Annotated in this window: 18 protein-coding genes; all 18 read left to right on the top strand. The window is 46.9% G+C overall.

All coding sequences use genetic code 11. The features are described from left to right. Positions 1-28 precede the first annotated feature (28 nt). The 18 genes from EV210_RS08390 (at position 29) to EV210_RS08305 (ending at position 20,730) form a co-directional block, all read left to right on the top strand. On the top strand, positions 29-1,927 hold the full coding sequence (locus tag EV210_RS08390) for a sigma-54-dependent Fis family transcriptional regulator (protein WP_132078461.1): 1,899 nt from the start codon (positions 29-31) through the stop codon (positions 1,925-1,927). Positions 1,928-2,101: 174 nt separating this feature from the next. Continuing rightward, complete coding sequence (locus EV210_RS08385) at positions 2,102-3,634, top strand: tagaturonate reductase (protein ID WP_132078458.1); 1,533 nt, start codon at positions 2,102-2,104, stop codon at positions 3,632-3,634. After that, positions 3,634-5,121 carry a UxaA family hydrolase gene (locus EV210_RS08380; protein WP_132078455.1) on the top strand — a complete coding sequence of 496 codons (1,488 nt, stop codon included), beginning with the start codon at positions 3,634-3,636 and terminating at the stop codon, positions 5,119-5,121. The genes EV210_RS08385 and EV210_RS08380 overlap by 1 nt, the downstream gene beginning before the upstream one ends. A gap of 38 nt (positions 5,122-5,159) precedes the next feature. Then, entirely contained in the window at positions 5,160-6,173 is a 1,014-nt protein-coding gene (locus EV210_RS08375; protein WP_132079158.1) for a zinc-binding alcohol dehydrogenase family protein, read from the top strand. A 97-nt stretch (positions 6,174-6,270) separates the two neighbouring features. Beyond that, positions 6,271-7,611, top strand: a complete 1,341-nt coding sequence (locus EV210_RS08370; RefSeq protein WP_132078452.1) for an MFS transporter — start codon at positions 6,271-6,273, stop codon at positions 7,609-7,611. An 81-nt stretch (positions 7,612-7,692) separates the two neighbouring features. Beyond that, positions 7,693-8,970, top strand: a complete 1,278-nt coding sequence (locus EV210_RS08365; RefSeq protein ID WP_132078449.1) for a nickel pincer cofactor-dependent isomerase, group 22 — start codon at positions 7,693-7,695, stop codon at positions 8,968-8,970. Between the two features lie 167 nt (positions 8,971-9,137). Further along, on the top strand, positions 9,138-10,223 hold the full coding sequence (uxuA, locus tag EV210_RS08360; RefSeq protein WP_132078446.1) for a mannonate dehydratase: 1,086 nt from the start codon (positions 9,138-9,140) through the stop codon (positions 10,221-10,223). Between the two features lie 9 nt (positions 10,224-10,232). Beyond that, on the top strand, positions 10,233-10,754 hold the full coding sequence (locus EV210_RS08355; RefSeq protein WP_132078444.1) for a TRAP transporter small permease: 522 nt from the start codon (positions 10,233-10,235) through the stop codon (positions 10,752-10,754). Beyond that, a complete protein-coding gene (locus EV210_RS08350) occupies positions 10,754-12,046 on the top strand; it encodes a TRAP transporter large permease (protein ID WP_132078441.1) in 1,293 nt (430 codons plus the stop codon). Before EV210_RS08355 ends, EV210_RS08350 begins: the two co-directional genes overlap by 1 nt. 78 nt (positions 12,047-12,124) lie before the next feature. Beyond that, positions 12,125-13,144 carry a TRAP transporter substrate-binding protein gene (locus EV210_RS08345; RefSeq protein WP_132078438.1) on the top strand — a complete coding sequence of 340 codons (1,020 nt, stop codon included), beginning with the start codon at positions 12,125-12,127 and terminating at the stop codon, positions 13,142-13,144. A gap of 204 nt (positions 13,145-13,348) precedes the next feature. After that, complete coding sequence (locus EV210_RS08340) at positions 13,349-13,720, top strand: cyclin family protein (protein ID WP_132078435.1); 372 nt, start codon at positions 13,349-13,351, stop codon at positions 13,718-13,720. A gap of 14 nt (positions 13,721-13,734) precedes the next feature. After that, entirely contained in the window at positions 13,735-14,046 is a 312-nt protein-coding gene (locus tag EV210_RS08335; protein WP_132078433.1) for a hypothetical protein, read from the top strand. Positions 14,047-14,263: 217 nt separating this feature from the next. Next, complete coding sequence (locus tag EV210_RS08330; RefSeq protein WP_132078430.1) at positions 14,264-14,752, top strand: NADH-quinone oxidoreductase subunit NuoE family protein; 489 nt, start codon at positions 14,264-14,266, stop codon at positions 14,750-14,752. Then, positions 14,742-16,616, top strand: a complete 1,875-nt coding sequence (gene nuoF / locus EV210_RS08325) for an NADH-quinone oxidoreductase subunit NuoF (protein WP_132078427.1) — start codon at positions 14,742-14,744, stop codon at positions 16,614-16,616. The genes EV210_RS08330 and nuoF overlap by 11 nt, the downstream gene beginning before the upstream one ends. 3 nt (positions 16,617-16,619) lie before the next feature. After that, positions 16,620-18,341, top strand: a complete 1,722-nt coding sequence (locus EV210_RS08320) for a [FeFe] hydrogenase, group A (protein ID WP_132078424.1) — start codon at positions 16,620-16,622, stop codon at positions 18,339-18,341. Then, the gene (locus tag EV210_RS08315; RefSeq protein WP_132078421.1) at positions 18,313-18,579 is read left to right on the top strand and encodes an NAD(P)H-dependent oxidoreductase subunit E; all 267 of its coding nucleotides are present in this window, start codon (positions 18,313-18,315) and stop codon (positions 18,577-18,579) included. Before EV210_RS08320 ends, EV210_RS08315 begins: the two co-directional genes overlap by 29 nt. Positions 18,580-18,593: 14 nt before the next feature. Then, positions 18,594-18,872, top strand: coding sequence for a (2Fe-2S) ferredoxin domain-containing protein (locus EV210_RS08310; RefSeq protein WP_132078418.1), 279 nt, complete (start codon positions 18,594-18,596; stop codon positions 18,870-18,872). Positions 18,873-19,047: 175 nt separating this feature from the next. Continuing rightward, positions 19,048-20,730 (top strand): ATP-binding protein, encoded by a 1,683-nt coding sequence (locus tag EV210_RS08305; protein ID WP_132078415.1) that lies wholly within the window; start codon positions 19,048-19,050, stop codon positions 20,728-20,730. Positions 20,731-20,775 lie beyond the last annotated feature (45 nt).

Below are 20,775 nucleotides of genomic sequence, written 5' to 3'. Positions count from 1 at the left end.
TGCGAGATTGAAGCAGTAGGAGAATGATATGGAGTTTAAGATTAGTTTTATTGCCCCTTTTCCCCATCTGGCCCGCCTGGCGGAGGCGGTTGTGGCTGAGCGGACTGATGAGTGGAAAAGTAAAATCTACATCAGTCACGGAGATTCGCAGGAAGGGGTCCGGCAAGCGCAGGAGGCAGTGGAGGCCGGTGCCGCCGAAGTCATTATCAGCCGCGGCGGCACGGCATTGGCTATTGCAGATCGTATTGCAGTGCCGGTCGTTCAGATACCGGTTACGGCAATCGATATCCTGCGCGCCATCAAGCAATTGGGCGTGAGTCCGGATAGTATCGGCGTTGTTGGCTTTCGAAATGTTATCTATGAATGCGAAACCCTGGTAACCCTGTTAGGCCTTTCTATTCAGATTATTACGCTGGAAAACGAGGCTGAGACTGCGGATAAAATTGCGCAAGCTGCCATTCAAGGTATAAAGGTGGTAATTGGCGATGTAAATGCTGTTACGTGTGCCCGTAATATGGGGCTTAGCGGTTATACGATTGAGTCAGGGAAAGAAGCAATCTATAAAGCGATCAAAGAAGCTGAACTGGTCGTGGAAGTACGGCGCAGGGAACAAGAGCGCTCTGAGCTGCTGCAAACGATTATTAATTCTACAACCGATGGAATTGTGGCAGTAGACAAAAAGGGTTTGATTACTTTTTTTAATCCAGCGGCCTGTGAAGTGTTTCAAGTATCGCAGGCGGAGGTAATTGGACGTAAAATTGACAGCGTGATTCCCAATACCCGCCTTCCATTGACGCTGGAAAATGGGATGCCCGAGATCGGGGAAATTCAGCACATCGGGAAAAGAAGTATTGCAACGAAACGGATACCCATTAAGCTGGAGGGAAACGTGGTAGGAGCTATCGCTAATTTTCAGGATGTTACGCAATTGCAATACTTTGAACACACGATACGGCAAAAGCTGTATGCCAAAGGATTGGTGGCCAAAGCTGGGCTGAGTGATATAATCGGTGTTTCATCCGCTCTGGAGGCGGTTAAGCAGCGTGCCCGCCGCTTTGCTGCTTCCCGGTCGACGGTGCTGATTACCGGTGAGTCCGGGACAGGGAAGGAAATGCTTGCACAGAGTATTCACAAACTGAGCTCCCGCCATCAAGGTCCTTTTGTAGCGGTTAATTGCGCGGCACTGCCGGAAAGCTTGCTGGAAAGCGAATTGCTGGGGTATGAAGAAGGCGCATTCACCGGGGCGAAAAAAGGCGGTAAGCTTGGTCTTTTTGAATTGGCTCATGGCGGAACACTGTTTTTGGATGAAGTAGGTGAGCTGCCACTGACTTTGCAGGCCCGGCTGTTGAGAGTTCTGCAGGAAAAAGAAGTAATGCGCCTTGGCGGACATCGGGTTATTCCGGTTGATGTGCGGATTATCGCTGCGACAAATCAGGATCTGGCTGACTTAGTGGGCAAGAAATTGTTTCGCGCCGATTTGTTTTACCGTCTTGTTATTTTACATTTGCACTTGCCGCCGCTCCGGGAGAGGGCAGAAGATATTCCCCTGCTTGCCGGTCATTTCCTGCGAATCTTAAGTGAAAGTGCAGAGCAGGTCAAAAAGCTTCACAAAGAGGCAGTGGCGTATTTACAACGCTTATACTGGCAGGGTAATGTCCGTGAACTCGCCATTATTCTGGAGCGGGCGGTGCTGCTGACGGATGAGGAAGTAATTAATGTCAAGGATATAAAGAACGTGCTGATTTCGGAAGAGCCTTTGGACTATTTGGAGGCAGCGGAAGAAAACGATCTGGAAGAACTGGAGCGGGAGCGGATTCTGCAAGTGCTGCGGGAAGAAAATTACAACTATACCCGGGCGGCGAAGCGTTTAGGGATTGGACGTACTACTTTATGGCGTAAAAAGAAAAAAATTGATAAACTCCCGTAATTCATCGTTCCGAATTGAAACATGATTGTTTTAATTCGGAACGTATTTTTTGTCATTCAGGTCCCAAAGCTTGCTGCTTCTGCATTTGCACTGCTGGCACGGATCTTGCACTATTGTTAGCGGATATAAAAGAGCTAGTGGCTTTAGAAGATAGGGGTAGGAAAGGGGATCAGTATGATGCGCTTAAATAGAAGTTTTCTGAATAGTGATTTTTGTTTTCCAGAAGACCTTGCCGCAGCGAAGGGTCTTGAGAATCTTCCGGAAAAAGTGCTTCAATTCGGCGAAGGCAATTTTCTGCGGGCTTTTGTTGACTGGATGATTCACCAGCTGAATAAGCAAGGGAAATTTAACGGCCGGGTTGTTGCCGTGCAGCCGATTCCTGAAGGGCTGGTTGATGTCTTAAATGAGCAGGACGGGTTGTATACATTACTGCTTAGAGGACTTGAGGACGGCAAGCCGGTAGAAAAGAAAGAGATCATCAGCTCGGTAAGCAGAGGCGTTAATCCTTACCGGGACTGGCAGGCATATCTGGCCTGTGCAGAAAATCCGGATATTGAGTACATTGTTTCCAATACGACCGAAGCAGGAATTACTTTCGATAAAAATGACCGGCCTGATATGCAGCCGCCCCAGTCTTTTCCCGGCAAGCTTACTGTTTATCTGCATCACCGGTTTGCGTTTTTTAAAGGTGATCCGTCAAAGGGTATGGTTATTATTCCCTGTGAGTTAATTGACCGCAACGGGGATAAGTTAAAAGACGCCGTATTAAAGCTGGCGGATGAATGGCAGCTGCCGGAAGCCTTTAAGAACTGGATTCGCAATCATAACTACTTTTTGAATTCGCTTGTTGACCGGGTAGTAACCGGTTACCCCCGGGATGAAGTACAGGCTATCGAAGCGAAGCTGGGCTATCAGGATAAATTGATGAATGCCGGTGAACTTTTTCATCTGTGGGTAATTGAAGGTCCGGCTGAACTAGCTAAGCGCCTGCCCTTTGCCGAAGCAGGTTTAAATGTAATCTGGACAAACGATATGACACCTTACCGGACACGTAAAGTGCGTATTTTAAACGGTGCTCATACAGCATCGGTGCCGGCTGCCTTTTTGTATGGGCTCGATGCAGTAAAAGAGATGATGGATCATGAAGTTATGGGGAAATATGTGCGGGATATAGTCAGTGAAGAGATCATCCCTTCGATTGACCTGGAAAAGCAAATGCTGGTGGAATTTGCCGATGCCGTTATTGAACGCTTCCGGAATCCGTTTATCAAACATTATTTGTTAAGTATTTTGCTGAATTCTTCTTCCAAATTTACAGCCCGGGTACTGCCATCCATTCTTGAGTATCAGAAGCATACCGGAAAATTGCCGGAAAAGCTGACTTTTTCGCTGGCGGCGCTACTTGCAGTGTATAAAGACGGCAAATTGGACGGATCGAATCTGCTGGGGAAAAGAGAAGCAGGCGACTTTATCATGAAGGATGATGTACCGGTGCTGGAGTTTTTTGCCGGAGAATGGCAGGCCTGCAATGGCACACAAGACGGTGTGCTTGCCTTAACCCGGGATGCTTTTGCAAATGAAGCAATTTGGGGGCAGGACTTGAATCGGATTGAAGGTTTGACTGAAAAAACGGCTGAATATCTCTTCCATATTATCAGCACCGGTATGCAGGAAACCGTGCGGCAGTTAGTTGGAGGTAAAGCGTAATGGCACCGCTGAAAATCCACGAGGCTGATAATGTAGCGGTTTTGCTGGAGGATGTAAAGGCCGGTGCCGTGCTTGAGGCAGCTGGTACGCAGTTGATTGCGCTGGAGAGCATTGACAAGGGGCATAAAATTGCGCTTACAACGCTGACACAAGGGGAGGCTGTCATTAAGTACGGCTTTCCCATCGGCCACGCTACGACGACTATTCCTGCGGGCAGCTGGGTGCATACGCATAATGTCAGGACAAATTTGGGTGATGTGCTGGAATATGATTATCAGCCTGCTCCGCTCTTGGTGCCGTCTGCTGACTGCCGGCTGAGCTTCCAGGGGTATAGGCGCGAAAACGGACGTGCCGGTGTTCGCAATGAGGTTTGGATCATACCCACAGTAAGCTGCGTTAACCGCACGGCCCAGCTGCTTGCAAAATGGGCGAATGAGGAGCTTGCACCGGCAGCTTCCATTGACGGGGTATTTGAATATACGCATCCGTACGGCTGTTCCCAGCTGGGAGAGGATCACGCAGCTACCCAGAGTATTTTGTCGGCGCTGGTTAACCATCCGAATGCTGGGGCTGTTTTAGTGCTTGGACTCGGCTGTGAGAATAACAACATTGCCGAATTTAAAAAGGTGCTTGGCGAAGTTGATGATAAGCGGGTAAAGTTTCTTGTTGCTCAGGAGTTTTCTGATGAATTTGCCGCAGGCCAGGCAATTCTAAAGGATTTGGTTGAGTATGCAGGCCAATACAAGCGTACCGAGTGCTCGGCCCGGGACTTGGTAATCGGCCTGAAGTGCGGTGGGTCGGATGGATTTTCCGGCATAACCGGCAATCCGCTTGTAGGGGCTTTTTCCGACCGGCTGGTAGCCTGCGGCGGCAGCAGTGTATTGACGGAAGTACCAGAGATGTTTGGCGCGGAAACTTTATTAATGAATCGTGCGAAGAATAAGGTTGTTTTTGAAAAAATTGTGGCGTTAATCAACAATTTCAAGGCGTACTTTGCATCGTATCATCAACCGGTTTATGAGAATCCGTCACCTGGCAATAAAAAAGGCGGAATTACCACGCTGGAGGAAAAATCGTTAGGCTGTACGCAAAAAGGCGGGCGCAGTATCGTCAGTGATGTTTTACAGTATGGGCAGGCAGTAAGCACGCGGGGATTGAACCTGCTGAACGGGCCTGGCAATGATGCAGTCGCGACAACGGCCCTGGCGGCAGCCGGCTGCCAGATTGTGCTGTTTACTACAGGCAGAGGGACACCGCTCGGTACGGCAGTGCCCACAGTTAAAATAGCAACCAACAGCGATTTGTTTCAGTATAAAGCAAACTGGATGGATTTTGATGCCGGGGCTATATTGACCGGCAAGCCGCTGGAGTCTGTTACGGATGAGCTTTCCCAATTCATTTTGGCTGTAGCCTCAGGACAACAGACAAAGGCGGAGAAGATGGGCTTTAGAGAAATAGCAATTTTTAAAAATGGTGTAACCTTATAAACCAATTTACCAAAATAAAGAGAGGAATAGGTTTGAATATGAAAGCAATTCATTTACAGTCACCAGGCAGCATTGCTGTTGCTGAGGTGGATCTGCCGAAGCGAAAAGACCAGGATGTAGTAATCAAGGTCCGCAGTCTGGGAATTTGCGGGTCCGATATCGGCGCCTATTTAGGAACGAATCCGCTAGTGTCCTATCCGAGGATCATCGGGCATGAAGTGGCGGGTGAGGTGCTGGAGGTGCCGGAGGGGGAAACGGAACTAAAGGCCGGTGACCGTGTTGTGCTGGAGCCGTATGTTTATTGCGGCATATGCTATCCTTGTAAAAATGGGCATACAAACTGCTGTGAAAATCTAACGGTACTGGGTGTGCATATTAATGGCGCTATGGCACAATATTTCAGCCATCCCCGTCATTTGGTGCACAAGGTTCCTGACAGCATTCCCTGGAATTTGCTTGCGATGGTCGAGCCCCTCACTATTTCCATGCATGCCGTTAAGCGGGCGAGGGTAAAAAAAGGTGAGCATGTTGTCATTACCGGCTCGGGTCCGATCGGCCTGCTGGCGGCGCAGTATGCCCTGGCGCTGGAAGCGGTTCCCGTAGTAGTCGATCCTGTAGAGGAACGGCTGGAATTTGCCCGTAAGCTTGGGGTAAAGTATACCGTTAATCCGGTTACGCAGGATGCGGTTAAGGAAATTAAAGCAATTACGCAGGGGCGTATGGCCGAAGTGGTAATTGAGGCATCCGGCAATGCGGCAGCTATTCGCAGCAGTATTGACTATGCTGCTTTCTCCGGTCGGATTTCTCTGGTTGGCTGGCCCAAACATGAGATTTCGCTGCCGACCGCGCTGTTTACGAAAAAAGAGCTGGATATACTTGGCTCCCGCAATAGCTACCGCAGCTTCCCGGAAAGCATCCAGCTGATCGCCGAAAACAAGGTTGACGTGGCGGCGGTAATTACCAAAACGATTGCTTTTGAAGAGGTTCCGGAGCTGGTGCACGATATTTCCGCCAATCCCGGCAATTATTTAAAAGTAGTGGCATTAGTCTAACGGGGGGGCCGCGTTTTAAGGGAGGTGGTAACCCTTTTGTCGGTGGCAGTCAATAATAAGGGTAAGCAACATGATAAAATAAGAGGAGTGTGAGGCTATGGTAAAGGAAACAAATCCGGAATTGTGTAACCGTGCGATGGACAAGGCCCAAAAGAAGCTGGTACCATTTGTGCTGCTAATGTATATCCTGGCTTTTTTGGACCGCGCTAATATTGGTTTTGCCAAGCAGGCTTTTCAGATTGATACAGGCATAAGTGATGCAGCGTTTGCGCTTGGAGCAGGTATCTTTTTCCTTGGTTATGCGGTCTTTGAAGTGCCCAGCAATATTATTATGCATCACGTGGGAGCCAGAGCGTGGCTGGCCCGTATTATGATCACATGGGGGCTGGTATCTGCAGGCTTTGCCTGGGTATCGACCGAATCATCCTTCTTGATTCTGCGGGTATTGTTAGGCATAGCGGAAGCGGGTTTCTTTCCGGGAATCATTTATTATTTTACCTTTTGGTTTACAAATCGCCGCCGCAGTTCGGTGATGGGACTTTTTTATCTTGGACCCCCCTTGGCGTTTATTTTCGGTTCGCCTTTATCCGGATTGCTGCTGGATTTTGACGGAACCTTTGGATTCCACGGCTGGCAATGGATGTTTATTGTAGAAGGTTTATTGGCTGCCGTTGTTGGTGTATGGGCGTACTGGTATCTGGTTGACAAACCGCAGGATGCGAAATGGCTTGCTGAGGAAGAAAAACAGGCCTTGCTTGCAGAGCTGGAAGAAGAAAATGCAAAAAAACCACAAGGAAAAGCCAGTGCTCTTCAGGCGCTTGGCAACTCCAAGGTATGGTTTTTGGCAGCTATTTGCTTTATGATCCAGGTTAGTAACTATGGTTTAAATTTTTACCTGCCTACCCAGGTCGCCGGACTTTTGGGCCAAAAAGTAGGGTTGATGGTTGGGCTGGTCAGTGCAATTCCCTGGATATGCGCCTTGATTGCCACCGCTACACTGCCGCGTTATTCGGATAAATCAGGCAAACGCGGTGTTCTGGCGGCCGCTATTATCGGCAGTGCCGGAGTGGGCTTTATTCTTTCCGCCACCGGTAATCCGCTTCTTGGTATCCTGGCTCTTTGTATTGTTGCGATGGGTAACCTGGCCTGTCAGCCTATTTTCTGGACACTGCCCAGCCGGTTTTTGTCGGGTATTGCCGCAGCAAGTGCGATTGCGCTGATTAACTCTGTCGGTAATTTAGGCGGATTCCTGGCGCCAAACCTGCGCGTTTGGGCCGAGCAGACTTTTCACAACTCCTATGCCGGCTTATATGCTATTGCCGCTGCCGGTATTCTGGGTGCGATATTACTTTTAGTTTCGATACCGCTTGGTATCGGACAAAATACAGAACCCGAATCGGCAGGGGGGAATTCCTCTGTATCGGTTCATACAAAATAACAGGTGAATAGGGTGAGAGCGGCTGTAAAGCTGCTCTTGCTCATTTTGTTATAAAAAAGGTGAATAGTAGGGGTGGGTGACATGCAGTCATTAGATTTAAAAAAATTTCCGGCCATTATGCTTCCCAGGTTTGTGAGGATCAAGCAACAGTTTAACCGGCAAAAGATAGAGGATATTCCCGGAGAAATCCGGGTGAAGATGGAGCCGTATGTAGAAAATCTGACAGGAAAACGAATTGCGGTGGGTGTTGGCAGCCGGGGCATAGCCAATATTGCCTTAATTACCAAAACAGTTATTGACGTATTGCTCAAAGCAGGTGCAAAGCCGTTTATCATCCCCGTCATGGGCAGCCACGGCGGCGCGGTGGCGGAGGGGCAGGCCGACTTGCTGGCCTCATTCGGCATTAGTGAAGCAACGATGGGCGTACCGCTTAATGCCTCCATGGATGTGGAATGTATTGGCGAGATAGAACCAGGTTATCCGATATACGTAGCGAAGAGTGCGCTTGAAGCAGATGGAATCGTGATTATTCCCCGGGTTAAACCGCATACTTGTTTCCGCGGACCAATTGAAAGCGGTATCTGCAAAATGCTGGTAATTGGCCTCGGCAAACGGCTGGGGGCTGATTCGGTGCATAGTCACGGGTTTGCCAGCTTTACCGAATATATACCACGCATCGGCCAAATGATTGCCAGTAAGGTTAATCTTTTATTTGCAGTGGCATTAGTTGAAAATGCTTTTGAAGATACGTACAAAATTGAAGTTGTTCCGAAAAGCGATATATTGACGCTGGAGCGGGAAAAGACGCTGCTGGAAGAAGCCCGCCGGTCAATGGGGCGGATTTTGTTTGATAAGTTTGATGTATTGATTATTGATGAAATCGGCAAAAATATCAGCGGTGACGGACAGGACCCCAATGTAACCGGACTGTATATTACGAAATGTGTCAGCGGCGGCCCTGAGTTCAAAAAGAGTGCGATTCTTGATGTAACTGAAGAATCCCATGGCAATGCCAATGGAGTAGGCATGGTTGATGTTACGACCCGTAAGCTGTTTGATAAAATTGATTATATCAGCATGTACACTAACGCCTTCACCAGTACGGAAATCGAAGCGGCCAAAGTGCCCATGGTTGCCGCTACTGCTGAGGATGCAATCCGCATGGCCGTTAAAATGTGTAATGGCGTTGATCCGTATTGCCATAAAATAGTCTGGATTAAAAATACACTGGAACTAACGGATGTACTAATTAGTGAGCCGCTGCTGGCCGAAGCTGAGGCACATCCGGATATAGAAGTTGTTTCGGAGGCCAAGGAATTAATCTTTATTGATGGCGAGCCACAGAAAAATTTAATTTAGTGGAATAGATAAGGTGCCTGCAGGCGGAAAAACCTGCAGGCACCTTATCTATTCTGCTTGCAAGGAAATGAATAGAGTATTTCAACTATCGTAAATATTCGTTATATTCTATTTACAACAGTATACTAGTATGGTAGTATGGAGGCGGTAGATAAGGGGGAATGTTGATGCTAATGTCTTTCCGGTGGTATGGTGAAAAGCTCGATAAAATACCACTCAACTACATAAGACAGATACCGGGGATGCGAAATGTCGTTAGTGCGCTTTATCACATACCGGTTGGCGAGGTGTGGCCGCTTGCTGATATTGCAGAATTAAAGGAGCAAATTGAAGCAGCCGGTCTTTTGTTTCAGACAGTGGAGAGCGTGAATGTGCATGAGGATATAAAACTAGGCCTGCCATCCAGAGACAGGTACATTGCAAATTATTGTGCAACCCTTCGCAATCTTGCGGCAGCAGGAGTGTCTGTTGTTTGTTATAACTTTATGCCTGTGTTTGACTGGACCCGGACGGAACTGGCAAAGGTGCTGAATGATGGTTCGACGGCTCTGGCCTATAATGAGCAGTTGATCAAAGGATATAGTCCCGAGTATTTGGTTGAAAAAATGGAGACCGATGCCAATGGCTTTGAATTGCCCGGGTGGGAAAAGGAACGGTTGTCGGAACTGAAAAAATTGTTCGCACAGTACAAGGCAGTTGATGAGGAGCAGCTATTTGCCAATCTTGGCTATTTTCTGCAAGGTGTCATTCCTACTGCCGAGGAATGCGGCATTAAGCTGGCGATTCATCCGGATGATCCGCCCTGGCCGGTTTTTGGCCTTCCGCGGATTGTTATTTCCAGGGAGAACCTGGACCGCATCATTAGCTTGGTCGATAGTCCGTCTAACGGACTTACGCTGTGCAGCGGCTCTTTGGGAGCAAATACGGCCAATGACATCCCCGCGATTTTTCGCCATTTTGGCAAGTTGGGGAAGATTCACTTCGCTCACGTACGGAACATAAAAATTCATGAGCCGGGAATTTTTGAGGAAACGGCTCATAAGTCGGATGAAGCTTCGCTGGACATGTACGCAATTATGAAAGCTCTGCATGACACGGGCTTTAGCGGGCCGCTGCGGTCTGATCACGGCAGAATGATCTGGGGAGAAGAGGGGAGACCGGGCTACGGCTTATATGACCGTTCCCTGGGGGCAGTATACCTGAACGGCTTATGGGATTCCATTGCCAGAGAAACTTGTGGGAAGGAGCGGTAGGCAGACGCTATGAAGTATTTGCGAAAAGCAGCACTGGTACTGGACAGTTTCTTTGAAAATTTTGCGATTATTTCCTTACTGGGTGTTATTATCATCATGATTGTGCAGGTAGCAACCCGGAAACTGTTTAATTTTGTGTTTTTCTGGTCAGAAGAGGCTATTTTACTTTCTTTAGTGTGGTTTTCGTTCATGGGAATTGCCATTGGGTTCCGGGAAGGCGTGCATATGGGGGTTGAGGCGCTGACAGACCGCTTGCCGCCTGTTGTTAATAAGTGGATTGATAAATGGATTGATGTAATGGGCCTGCTGTATGGTTTGTACTTTGTTGTTTATGGCTGGGAGTTTACGGTGTTGATGTTTGAGTCCACGCTGCCCGCCACGAAGCTGCCCAACAGTGTTGTTTATCTGGTTATGCCGGTGAGTGGCGTAATGGTTTGTGCGTATTGCCTCCTGCAGCTGCTCGGAATTGATACAAAGCGCCACAAGGGAGCGGACATTGAAATCGGCGGGGATACGGGGGTAGGGCAATAATGGAAGCAAGTGATATTGCAGTCTGGCTGCTGGCGATCTCTTTTCTGGTCTTTGTGCTTCTGCGTCTGCCGGTGGCGCAGGCACTATTTGCATCATCTGTCTTAACGATGATGTATTTGGAGGTGCCCCTGCCGACAGTGGGGCAGCAAATGATCAATGGTGTGAGTACATTTTCCCTGCTGGCAATCCCGTTTTTTATTCTTACAGGACAAATTATGGGAGAAGGCGGTCTGGCGCAGCGGCTGGTTAACTTGGCAACCTTGCTGGTAGGACGCATTCGCGGTGGACTGGCGCTGGTAAACTGCATTGCCTGCATGTTTTTCGGTAATATTTCCGGCTCGGCCGGAGCTGATGCCGCTTCAGTGGGATCGGTTATGATTCCGGCCATGAAGAAAAAGGGCTATGATGCCGATTATGCAGTTGGTCTTACGATATCCTCCGCGATCCAGGGCGTCGTCGTTCCCCCCAGTCACAATCTCGTTTTGTACTCGATTGTTGCCGGAGGATTATCGATTAAAAGCCTTTTCCTGGGTGGGGTGGTTCCAGGATTTATGCTGCTGGGCTCGCTTATGACGGTAGCCTACCTAATGGCGATTAAACGCGGCTATCCTGCCAGTGAGCCAATTGACAGGCGGGAAGTTCCAGGCATTGTATTTCATGGATTGTTATCTTTGTCACCGGCGTTTATTATTCTGGGCGGGATTATCTCCGGCGTGTTTACGGCAACCGAGTCGGGAGCGCTGGCGGTCTTATATTCGTTTATTCTGGCCTTTGGTGTATACCGGGAAGTTCCCCTGGAGCGCATGTGGAATGTATTGAGACGCACGCTGCGTACAGTGCTGATGGTGTATTTCCTGATTGCGGCATCTGCTGCTTTTGGCTATGTAATGGCTTATCTTAGTATACCGGACTTGATTACCGACTGGTTTTTGAGTGTTTCGGATAACAAATATGTCATTTTGCTGATGATCAATATTTTGCTGCTGATTCTCGGCGGCCCAATGGACATGGCCCCGATGATTTTGATTCTAACACCGGTGCTGCTGCCTGTTTGTACGGCAATGGGAATGGATCCCGTGCATTTCGGACTGGTACTGATCTTTAACGCCGGGATGGGATTGCTGACGCCGCCGGTAGGGACGGTGCTGTTTATCGGCTGTGCGATTGGCAGGGTATCCATTGCGCAGGGCACAAAGGCAATGATGCCATTTTTCTATGCAATGCTTGTTGTTTTACTGTTGATTACGTATATTCCTCAAACGGTGCTGTGGCTTCCATCTTTGTTTAAATAACGGCAGTCTTGGTAAGCTGTAGAAAACAGAGATAGCAGCTTGGAAGCAGTAAATAAATAGGTGGAGGAGAAGCAAGGTATGAAAGGGAAAAAGTGGTTAGTGGCAGGCTTGGTGTTAACCCTGGGGGCTGGTTTATTCGTGACTGGGTGCGGCAAAAAGGAGGCTTCTACTACGGGTGAGACACAAAAACCGAAGTTAACATTCCGGCTGGCAGAAGCGCATCCTTCCGATTATCCCACCACGCTTGGCGATAAGCGTTTTGCTGAACTGGTGAATGAACGTTCACAAGGGCGAATTCAAATCAAGGTATTTGATTCGGCACAGCTCGGCGATGAAAAATCCGTAATTCAGCAGATTCAAATGGGATCGATTGAATTTACACGGATCAGTACCGGGACATTAGCCGAATTCAATAAGCAATTCGGGGTATTCTCACTACCTTTTATTTTTGATAACGATGATCATGAATGGCGTTTTTTAGACAGTGATGCAGGCAAGCAAATGCTCACAAACCTTGATAAATCTAAAATGATGGGCTTAGCTTATTATAGTTCCGGTTCCCGCAGCTTTTACACGAAGAATCCTGTTAAATCACCAGAGGATTTAAAGGGAATGAAAATCCGCGTCATCCAGAATGCAATTAATATTGATCTGATGAATGCGCTTGGTGCCAGCGCTACGCCAATGCCATACGGGGAAGTATTCAGTGCACTCCAGACCGGCGTAATTGACGGCGCAGAGAATAATCCGCCCAGTTATCTTACCGCCAACCATTTCCAGGCAGTCAAAAATTACATTCTTGACGGACATCAACGGGTGCCGGAAGTGCTGATGGCAAGTAAAATCACCTGGGATAAGTTATCGGAAGAAGACCGCAAACTGATTAAGCAGGCTGCTTTAGATTCCGTACAATACCAAAAAGATACCTGGAACAAATATGAGAAAGACGCTCTGGCTAAGTTAATCCAAAACGGAGTTGTCGTTACTGAAGTTCCTGATGTAAAAGCCTGGAAGGAAGCGGTGAAACCGCTTATCGAAAAATACGGTGCCGAATATAAGGCCGAGCTGGCTGCTATTGAAAAAGTGGCAAATAAATAAAATGAGGGTGCCGCAGTGTGCTTTTAAGCACACTGCGGCACCCTGTTTTGTATAAGCTGGGCGTTTTTCCATCCTGCGGACGGAAGATAACAGTCTCATGCGTTTTTAGTCTGACAGCCTTTTTTTGTTTCCTAAATTTGATTTTAATAATTGCTGTTTATAATCAAGATAGGCAGCAAGCGTAATCAATAGGAGGGATAGGCTTTGTCAGCATCTATTATTCCATTTCCCAGGAAGCCCGCTCAGAACGCAGTTGAACTGGAGAAAATTATGCGGCGCTGGCTGGCTGAGCTGTCGACTGATCCTGAGCTTATCGAGGCTGTGGTGGCACGTATGCTTACATTTATTGAGCAGTATGCCAGTAAGTCCTTTGAACCGGTATTTGATTTGCCTGTTCCCCGCGATTTAAGTCAGGCAGAAACAGAGGCTTTGCTGGAAGCGATTGAAAAGGGAACCGATGCTATGGCCCGGCAGGTACAGCAGATGATTAATGAAATTATTATTGAACGATTTTTCCTCGAAGTAGAAATATATAAAACCCGCAATAGCGCAGTGGCCCGAAGTTATTTAAAATAATGGCGGTGAGAGAAATGGCAGTTTCAGGGGTTAGTGCAATTCAATCAACCTATTATACAGCTGCCGCTTCGGTGGGCGGGCAGACTGCTTCGGCGGAATCTGCTGCTTCTACCAGTGATTCTTTTGAGCTAAGCTCCGCTTCAGGTGGCGGTGGCAGCACCTCAAGCACTTGTCCCAAGAGTAACAGTACGTGCATAGGCTGCGGCTCCTGTGAAACGACATCGTCAGTTAGTTCAAGTGATAGCGGCAGCAGTTTGTTTCAGCCGGTAAATTACGCGACTCTTCAAGCGTTAAGTGCCTATGAAAATGCAAGCAAATACGTGTGAAAACTGTAAAAAAAGAGGTTTTGGCTGTAAAAAAGAGTGATAGTTGCATCAATGTGCAGCGATCACTCTTTTTATATTGTTTGTCTTAAAATTATGTAAAGTTAGAAAAATAATAAAAATGTGAATTTTTTAACAAATCCAATTGCCAGCGTGCCGGCGATCGTGTAAACTAAAACTATGATAAAAAATTCACAAACTTAACAAAGGAGGTCATGGAATGGAAGAAACCATTAATTTTGAAGAAATCGATGAAATCCTTGAAAAATACAGGTATGAACCAAGCAGTATAATCGCGATTCTTCAAGATACACAAGCAAAGTACCGCTATCTTCCGAAAGCAGCATTTGGTTATCTCTCTGAAAAATTAGGGTTGAGTACCGCTAAAATCTACAGTGTTGCTACTTTTTATGAGAACTTCTCCTTGGAGCCGAAAGGCAAGTATGTGATAAAAATATGTGATGGAACAGCATGTCATGTGCGCAAATCCATTCCGATACTGGAAAAATTAAGACATGAGCTGAATCTCTCGGAAAGCAAGGCAACCACAGAAGATCTTTTGTTTACGGTTGAAACGGTATCCTGTCTCGGCGCTTGCGGTCTTGCGCCGGTACTGACGGTAAATGACAAAGTATATCCCGCAATGACGCCGGATAAGGCCAGAGAATTGCTGGCACAGCTCAGGGAGGAAAATCAAAATGCTTGCTAACCGGGAAGAATTAAACCGTGCCTGTGAAACGTATCAACAGGCATTGCGCTCTCAAACCAAGAAGATTCTCGTTTGCGCCGGAACGGGCTGTGTGGCGGGCGGTTCTCTGGAGATCTATGAAGAGCTGATCCGTCTGATTCAAGCAAAGGGAATTACCTGTACGATACGATTGGAAAAAGAGCCTCATGGGGAAGCTGTCGGCATTAAAAAGAGCGGCTGTCACGGCTTTTGTGAAATGGGACCGCTGATTCGGATTGAACCACAGGGCTGGCTGTATATTAAAGTAAAGCCGGAGGACTGTGAGCAGATTGTTGCGGAATCAATTGTAGGAGAAACGCCGGTAGACAGACTTGTTTATAAAAAGAATGGTCAAATCTACACGACGCAAGAGGAAATTCCGTTCTATAAAAAACAGACCCGCCTGGTGCTGGATCACTGCGGACATATTGATGCCACTTCAATTAATGAGTACTTAGCTATCAGCGGTTATAAAGCTTTTGAAAAAGCTCTTTTTGATTTGAGTCAGGATCAAATCATTCAAGAGATCGATCAGTCCAATTTGCGAGGCCGCGGTGGCGCCGGCTATCCGACTGGACGCAAGTGGACGCAGGTACGCCGGCAGAATTCACCGGTGAAATACATCGTGTGCAATGGCGATGAAGGAGATCCCGGTGCTTTTATGGATCGAAGCATTATGGAGGGCGACCCTCACAGAATGCTGGAAGGAATGATGATCGCCGGTCTGGCCTGTGGAGCATCGGAAGGGTATATTTACGTGCGGGCTGAGTATCCGCTCGCTATCAGCCGCCTGGAAACAGCCATAAACGAAGCAAGGCGCTATGGGTTGCTGGGCAAGTCGATACTGGGAACCGAATATAATTTTGATATTAAAATCAGCAAAGGCGCAGGCGCATTTGTCTGCGGCGAAGGCAGTGCACTTACCGCTTCGATTGAAGGCAAGCGCGGCATGCCGCGCGTCAAGCCGCCGCGGACGGTCGAACAAGGTCTGTTTGCCAGGCCGACCGTGCTGAATAATGTTGAAACTTTTGCTAATGTGCCGCTCATTATCCAAAACGGAGCCCAGTGGTACAAAGCAATCGGTCCAGAAAAAAGTCCGGGAACCAAGGCATTTGCCTTGACAGGGAATATTGAAAACACCGGTCTTATTGAAGTTCCCATGGGAACCACGCTACGGGAAGTCATTTTTGATATCGGCGGCGGGATGCGGGATGGTGCGGCCTTCAAAGCCGTTCAGATCGGAGGACCTTCCGGCGGCTGCCTCACAGAAGAGCATCTTGCGCTGCCGCTTGATTTCGATTCTTTGAAGAAAGCCGGGGCAATGATTGGCTCAGGCGGGTTAGTCGTCATGGATGAACATACTTGTATGGTGGAGGTTGCCCGGTTTTTCATGAACTTTACGCAGAATGAGTCTTGCGGTAAATGTGTTCCCTGCCGGGAAGGAACAAAGCGGATGCGTGAAATACTGGAGGGAATTGTTTCCGGCCAGGGTAAGGTAGAGGATATTGACGTGCTGCTGGAGCTCGCCGATACCATTACGTCCACTGCCTTATGCGGACTTGGCAAATCAGCCGCTTTTCCAGTTGTCAGCACCATCAAATATTTCCGCGATGAGTATGAAGCACATGCCGTGGACAAAAGATGTCCCTCCAAGGTTTGTCAAAAATTAAAGCGTATTTATATTGATGCTGAATTGTGCCGGGGCTGTTCAAAGTGTGCAAGACTTTGCCCGGTCAATGCAATTTCCGGCAAGATTAAAGAGCCTTATGTGATTGACTCCGGTACGTGCATAAAATGCGGCGCCTGTATCGAATCGTGCGCTTTCAAAGCAATAAAGGAGGACTAACATATGGGCACCGAATTTATCATGATTGATAATATGCCTGTTGAGCTGGCAGGAGAGAAAAACCTTTTAAGCGTAATTCGCAAAGCGGGGATTGAGCTTCCTACATTCTGTTACTACTCGGAACTGTCTGTTTATGGTGCCTGCCGGATGTGTGTAGTCGAAGACCATTGGGGGGATATCCATGCGGCCTGTTCGACACCGCCCAAAGCAGGAATGGAAATACGGACCAATACGCCGCGCTTGCGCAAATACAGAAAAATGATTCTGGAATTGCTGCTGTCCAATCATTGCCGTGACTGTACGACCTGTGAAAAGAACGGCAAATGCAAGCTGCAGGAGCTGGCTCAGCGCTTTGGCATTAAACAGGTGCGGTTTAGCAATACCTTTGAAGATGATGGGATGGATACATCTTCGCTGGCAATTGTCCGCGATAAAAGCAAGTGTATTCTCTGCGGTGACTGTGTGCGCATGTGCGATGAAGTACAGAATATTGGTGCCATCGATTTTGCCTTTCGGGGTTCCAATATGTGTGTCAGTACTGCCTTTGATGAACCAATAGCCACTACGAACTGCGTCGGCTGCGGGCAATGTGCTGCGGTATGTCCTACGGGAGCGATTGTTGTTCGCAATGATACGGCAAGACTCTGGCAGGATATCAGTAATCCGGGCACAAAGGTTTTGGTGCAGATTGCGCCTGCAGTCAGAGTCGGCATTGGTAAAGAACTGGGACTGGGCGAAGGCGAAAATATGATGGGGCGGCTGGTGGCTGCCTTGCGGCGGATCGGTTTTGACGAGGTTTTTGATACCACTACCGGTGCTGATCTTACTGTTCTCGAAGAAACGGGAGAGTTCTTGTCCAGGCTGGAGAAAGGAGAAAAACTGCCCTTGTTTACTTCCTGCTGTCCGGCATGGGTCAAATACGCCGAACTTCATAAACCTGAACTGGTGGGAAATATCTCGAGCTGCCGCTCACCTATGCAGATGTTTGCGTCGGTGCTGAAAGAGCATTACCGCCATTCCAATAAGCGGGTTATCGTAGTTGCCGTTATGCCTTGCACGGCTAAAAAGATCGAAGCTGCCCGGGATGAGTTTAAAAACGATGGAATTCCGTATGTAGATTATGTCATTACTACACAAGAATTAATTCAGATGATCAAAGAAGCAGGGATTGTCTTTTCAGAAATAGAACCAGAGGGAGTAGATATGCCTTTTGGCTCAACCAGTGGTGCAGGCGTAATTTTTGGCGTAACCGGAGGTGTTACAGAGGCGGTAATACGGCGGATTGCAGATGATAAATCTGTTGCTGCGCTTAAATCGATTGCTTTTACAGGTGTACGCGGCCTGGAAGGGGTAAAGGAAGCAGTAATTCCTTTCAATGGCCGTAATGTCAATATTGCAATTGTCAGCGGTCTGAAAAATGCTGATGAATTGGTAAAAAGAATACAAACCGGGGAAAAGCAATATGATTTTATTGAGGTAATGGCGTGTCCTGGCGGCTGCATATGTGGTGCCGGACAGCCTGTTACGGATAGTGAAGGAAAAAAACGCAGAAGTGCCGGATTATATGAAGCGGATCGTATGAGCAATATTAAGCGCTCCGAAGAAAATCCGGTGATCATGGCTCTTTACGGGGGGCTGCTCAAGGGGAAGATTCATAAGCTTCTCCATGTGAATTATCAAAAAGGGAGTGAGCACCATGATGACAATCAAAGTTTGCATCGGTAGTGCCTGCCACCTGAAAGGCTCCTACAATGTTATCAACTCTTTTCAGCAACTGAGTGAAGAGTATGGTGTCAATGAGCATGTTGAAATTGATGCAATTTTTTGCCTTGGCTGCTGTACAGAGGCAGTATCCGTAAAAATTGACAATGGCTGCGTCCAGAGTGTTTCGCCCGCTACGGTAAGAAATTTCTTTGTTACAAAGGTTTTGCCTGAGGTTAAATCATACCAAACGGTTCCTTAACGGAGGAGTTTTCAATGGAAAAGTTACTCGTAGAAATTTGTGCAGGAACAGCATGCCTTCTGCTAGGCTCTCAAGACTTATTTGCAGCTATAGATGCACTACCGGACAATATCCGCCAGCAAATCGACCTTTGTGAAGTAACCTGTCTTCACAGCTGCCGCCAGGGACCTAATGTGCGAATCGCAGGCCAGGTAATTTCCAATATGAAGCCGGACCGGCTGATGGAAATAATCGAAGATTACCTGCGGCCGCAAGAAGCAGAACTTTCTCCGGCAGCATATATAGTGACCTAACATAAAAATCCGCAAGCGTAAAAGCTTGCGGATTTTCTGTGTTTAATATTGGGTATTATGTAATTATTTACAATAATTATCAAAATTTGTTATGCTAAAAAGAGGATTTTTGCCACAATTAAAGGAAATTTATGTAATATGATTCTCCTAATTTGTGTTGGGAGGGATATACTTAATGGACTTTTTTTATATAGTTGTTTTTGGCACCGCTACGGGAACCTTTTTACTTACCTTAGTATATTTGTATTTGTATATTGCCTATCGAGACCGGTATATGGGTGTTTGGACGTTCAGTTGGTTTATACTGCTGTTTCGCTTAATGTTTGTTGACTCGGGTATTCTAGAATGGAAAGAATCAACATGGGGATTCATGGTTTTTACGGGGATGCTGCTTAGCAGTGCTTTGCTCTTTTTGTGGGCAGCATATTTGTTTATTGCAAAACCGCTAAAAACATGGTGGTTAATTCTTGGAATAGGAATTTTTTTAATAAGTAATCTTTTTTCTATTCTGGGTTTTCCGTTCTTTTATAGGCTTTTCCCTCTGGCCTGGTTTTGCGGGAGTGTCGGTATTTGGGCTGGTATTTCTTTTATGCGGCATTTAAGGGCTGAAGTTGTTAGTAAACGAATATTAGGTTATGCCTATATTCTTTGGGGTATACATAATCTGGATATGCCATTCCTTATCGATGTGACTTGGTTTGCACCTTGGGGCTATATGATTGAAGGAATACTCAGGCTTAGTGTTGCTATAGCAAGCTTACTGTTATATTTGGAACAAACACGAATAAATCTGGCCCAAAAAGAATCGCAATATCGTTTGCTGGCAGAGAACGCAGTTGATGTTATCTTTCTTTATAAAATGCTACCGGAAGCTAAAATTGAATATATTAGCCCGTCTATTACAGCTGTTACCGGATATAGCCCGGAAGAATATTACGCAGACGCAAAGCTGTTGATTAATACGATACACCCGGACGATGTTGCGATATTTGAGACATACATAAAAGATGCAACCCATTCAAGCCCATTGCCGCTTACCTTGCGGATTCTTCGCAAGGACCAAACAATAAGCTGGATTGAGCAAAATATCGTTCCTGTCTTTGACCAAGCTGGTAAACTTTTATCCTTGGAAGGAATTATCAGGGATGTGACTGCTCGCAAAAATTTAGAGCAAAGTATGTCCAGAATGGATCGTATGAATATGATTGGTGAAATGGCGGCAAATGTTGCTCATGAAATACGCAATCCTTTAACTACTGTACGGGGTTATTTGCAAATCATGGGTAATCGCCAAGAGTTTGTTGCGTATAAAGACCGATTTGAATTAATGATTGGTGAGCTGGACCGCACCAATGCGATTATCCGGGAATACTTGTCTCTAGCTAAAAATAAATTAGTTGAGCTTAAACATCATGACTTAAATGCCAGTATCACATCGTTGCTTCCCCTTCTAGAAGCAGATGCTATTGCTACAAAGGCGAATGTGATTCTTGCGTTAGATACTATACCGCAGATATATCTGGATGAAAACGAAATTCGCCAGCTATTACTGAATCTTGTTCGTAATGGACTGGAAGCAATGCCTTCGGGAGGAACATTACAAATAAGTACATATCTGGATAAAGAGAAAGATCAGGTTGTTATGGCTGTAACGGATCAGGGAAGCGGTATCCCCTCGCATATTTTAGAAAACTTGGGCACTCCATTTTTAACAACTAAAGAAAGTGGTACGGGTTTAGGGCTTCCGGTATGTTATCGGATTGCCGGACGCCATAATGCAACTATTGAAGTTGAAACAACGGACCGTGGAACTACTTTTTTTGTTCGCTTTAACTTTACGAAGCTTCGCATTGCATAATATTTAGAAAAAAGGTTCTCATTCCTACATTAGGAATGAGAACCT

Origin of the sequence: Anaerospora hongkongensis, from assembly GCF_004339805.1 — a bacterium.
In the GTDB taxonomy this organism is placed as follows: Bacteria; Bacillota; Negativicutes; order Sporomusales; family DSM-15969; genus Anaerospora; species Anaerospora hongkongensis.
This window is presented reverse-complemented; position numbering and strand designations above follow the sequence as displayed.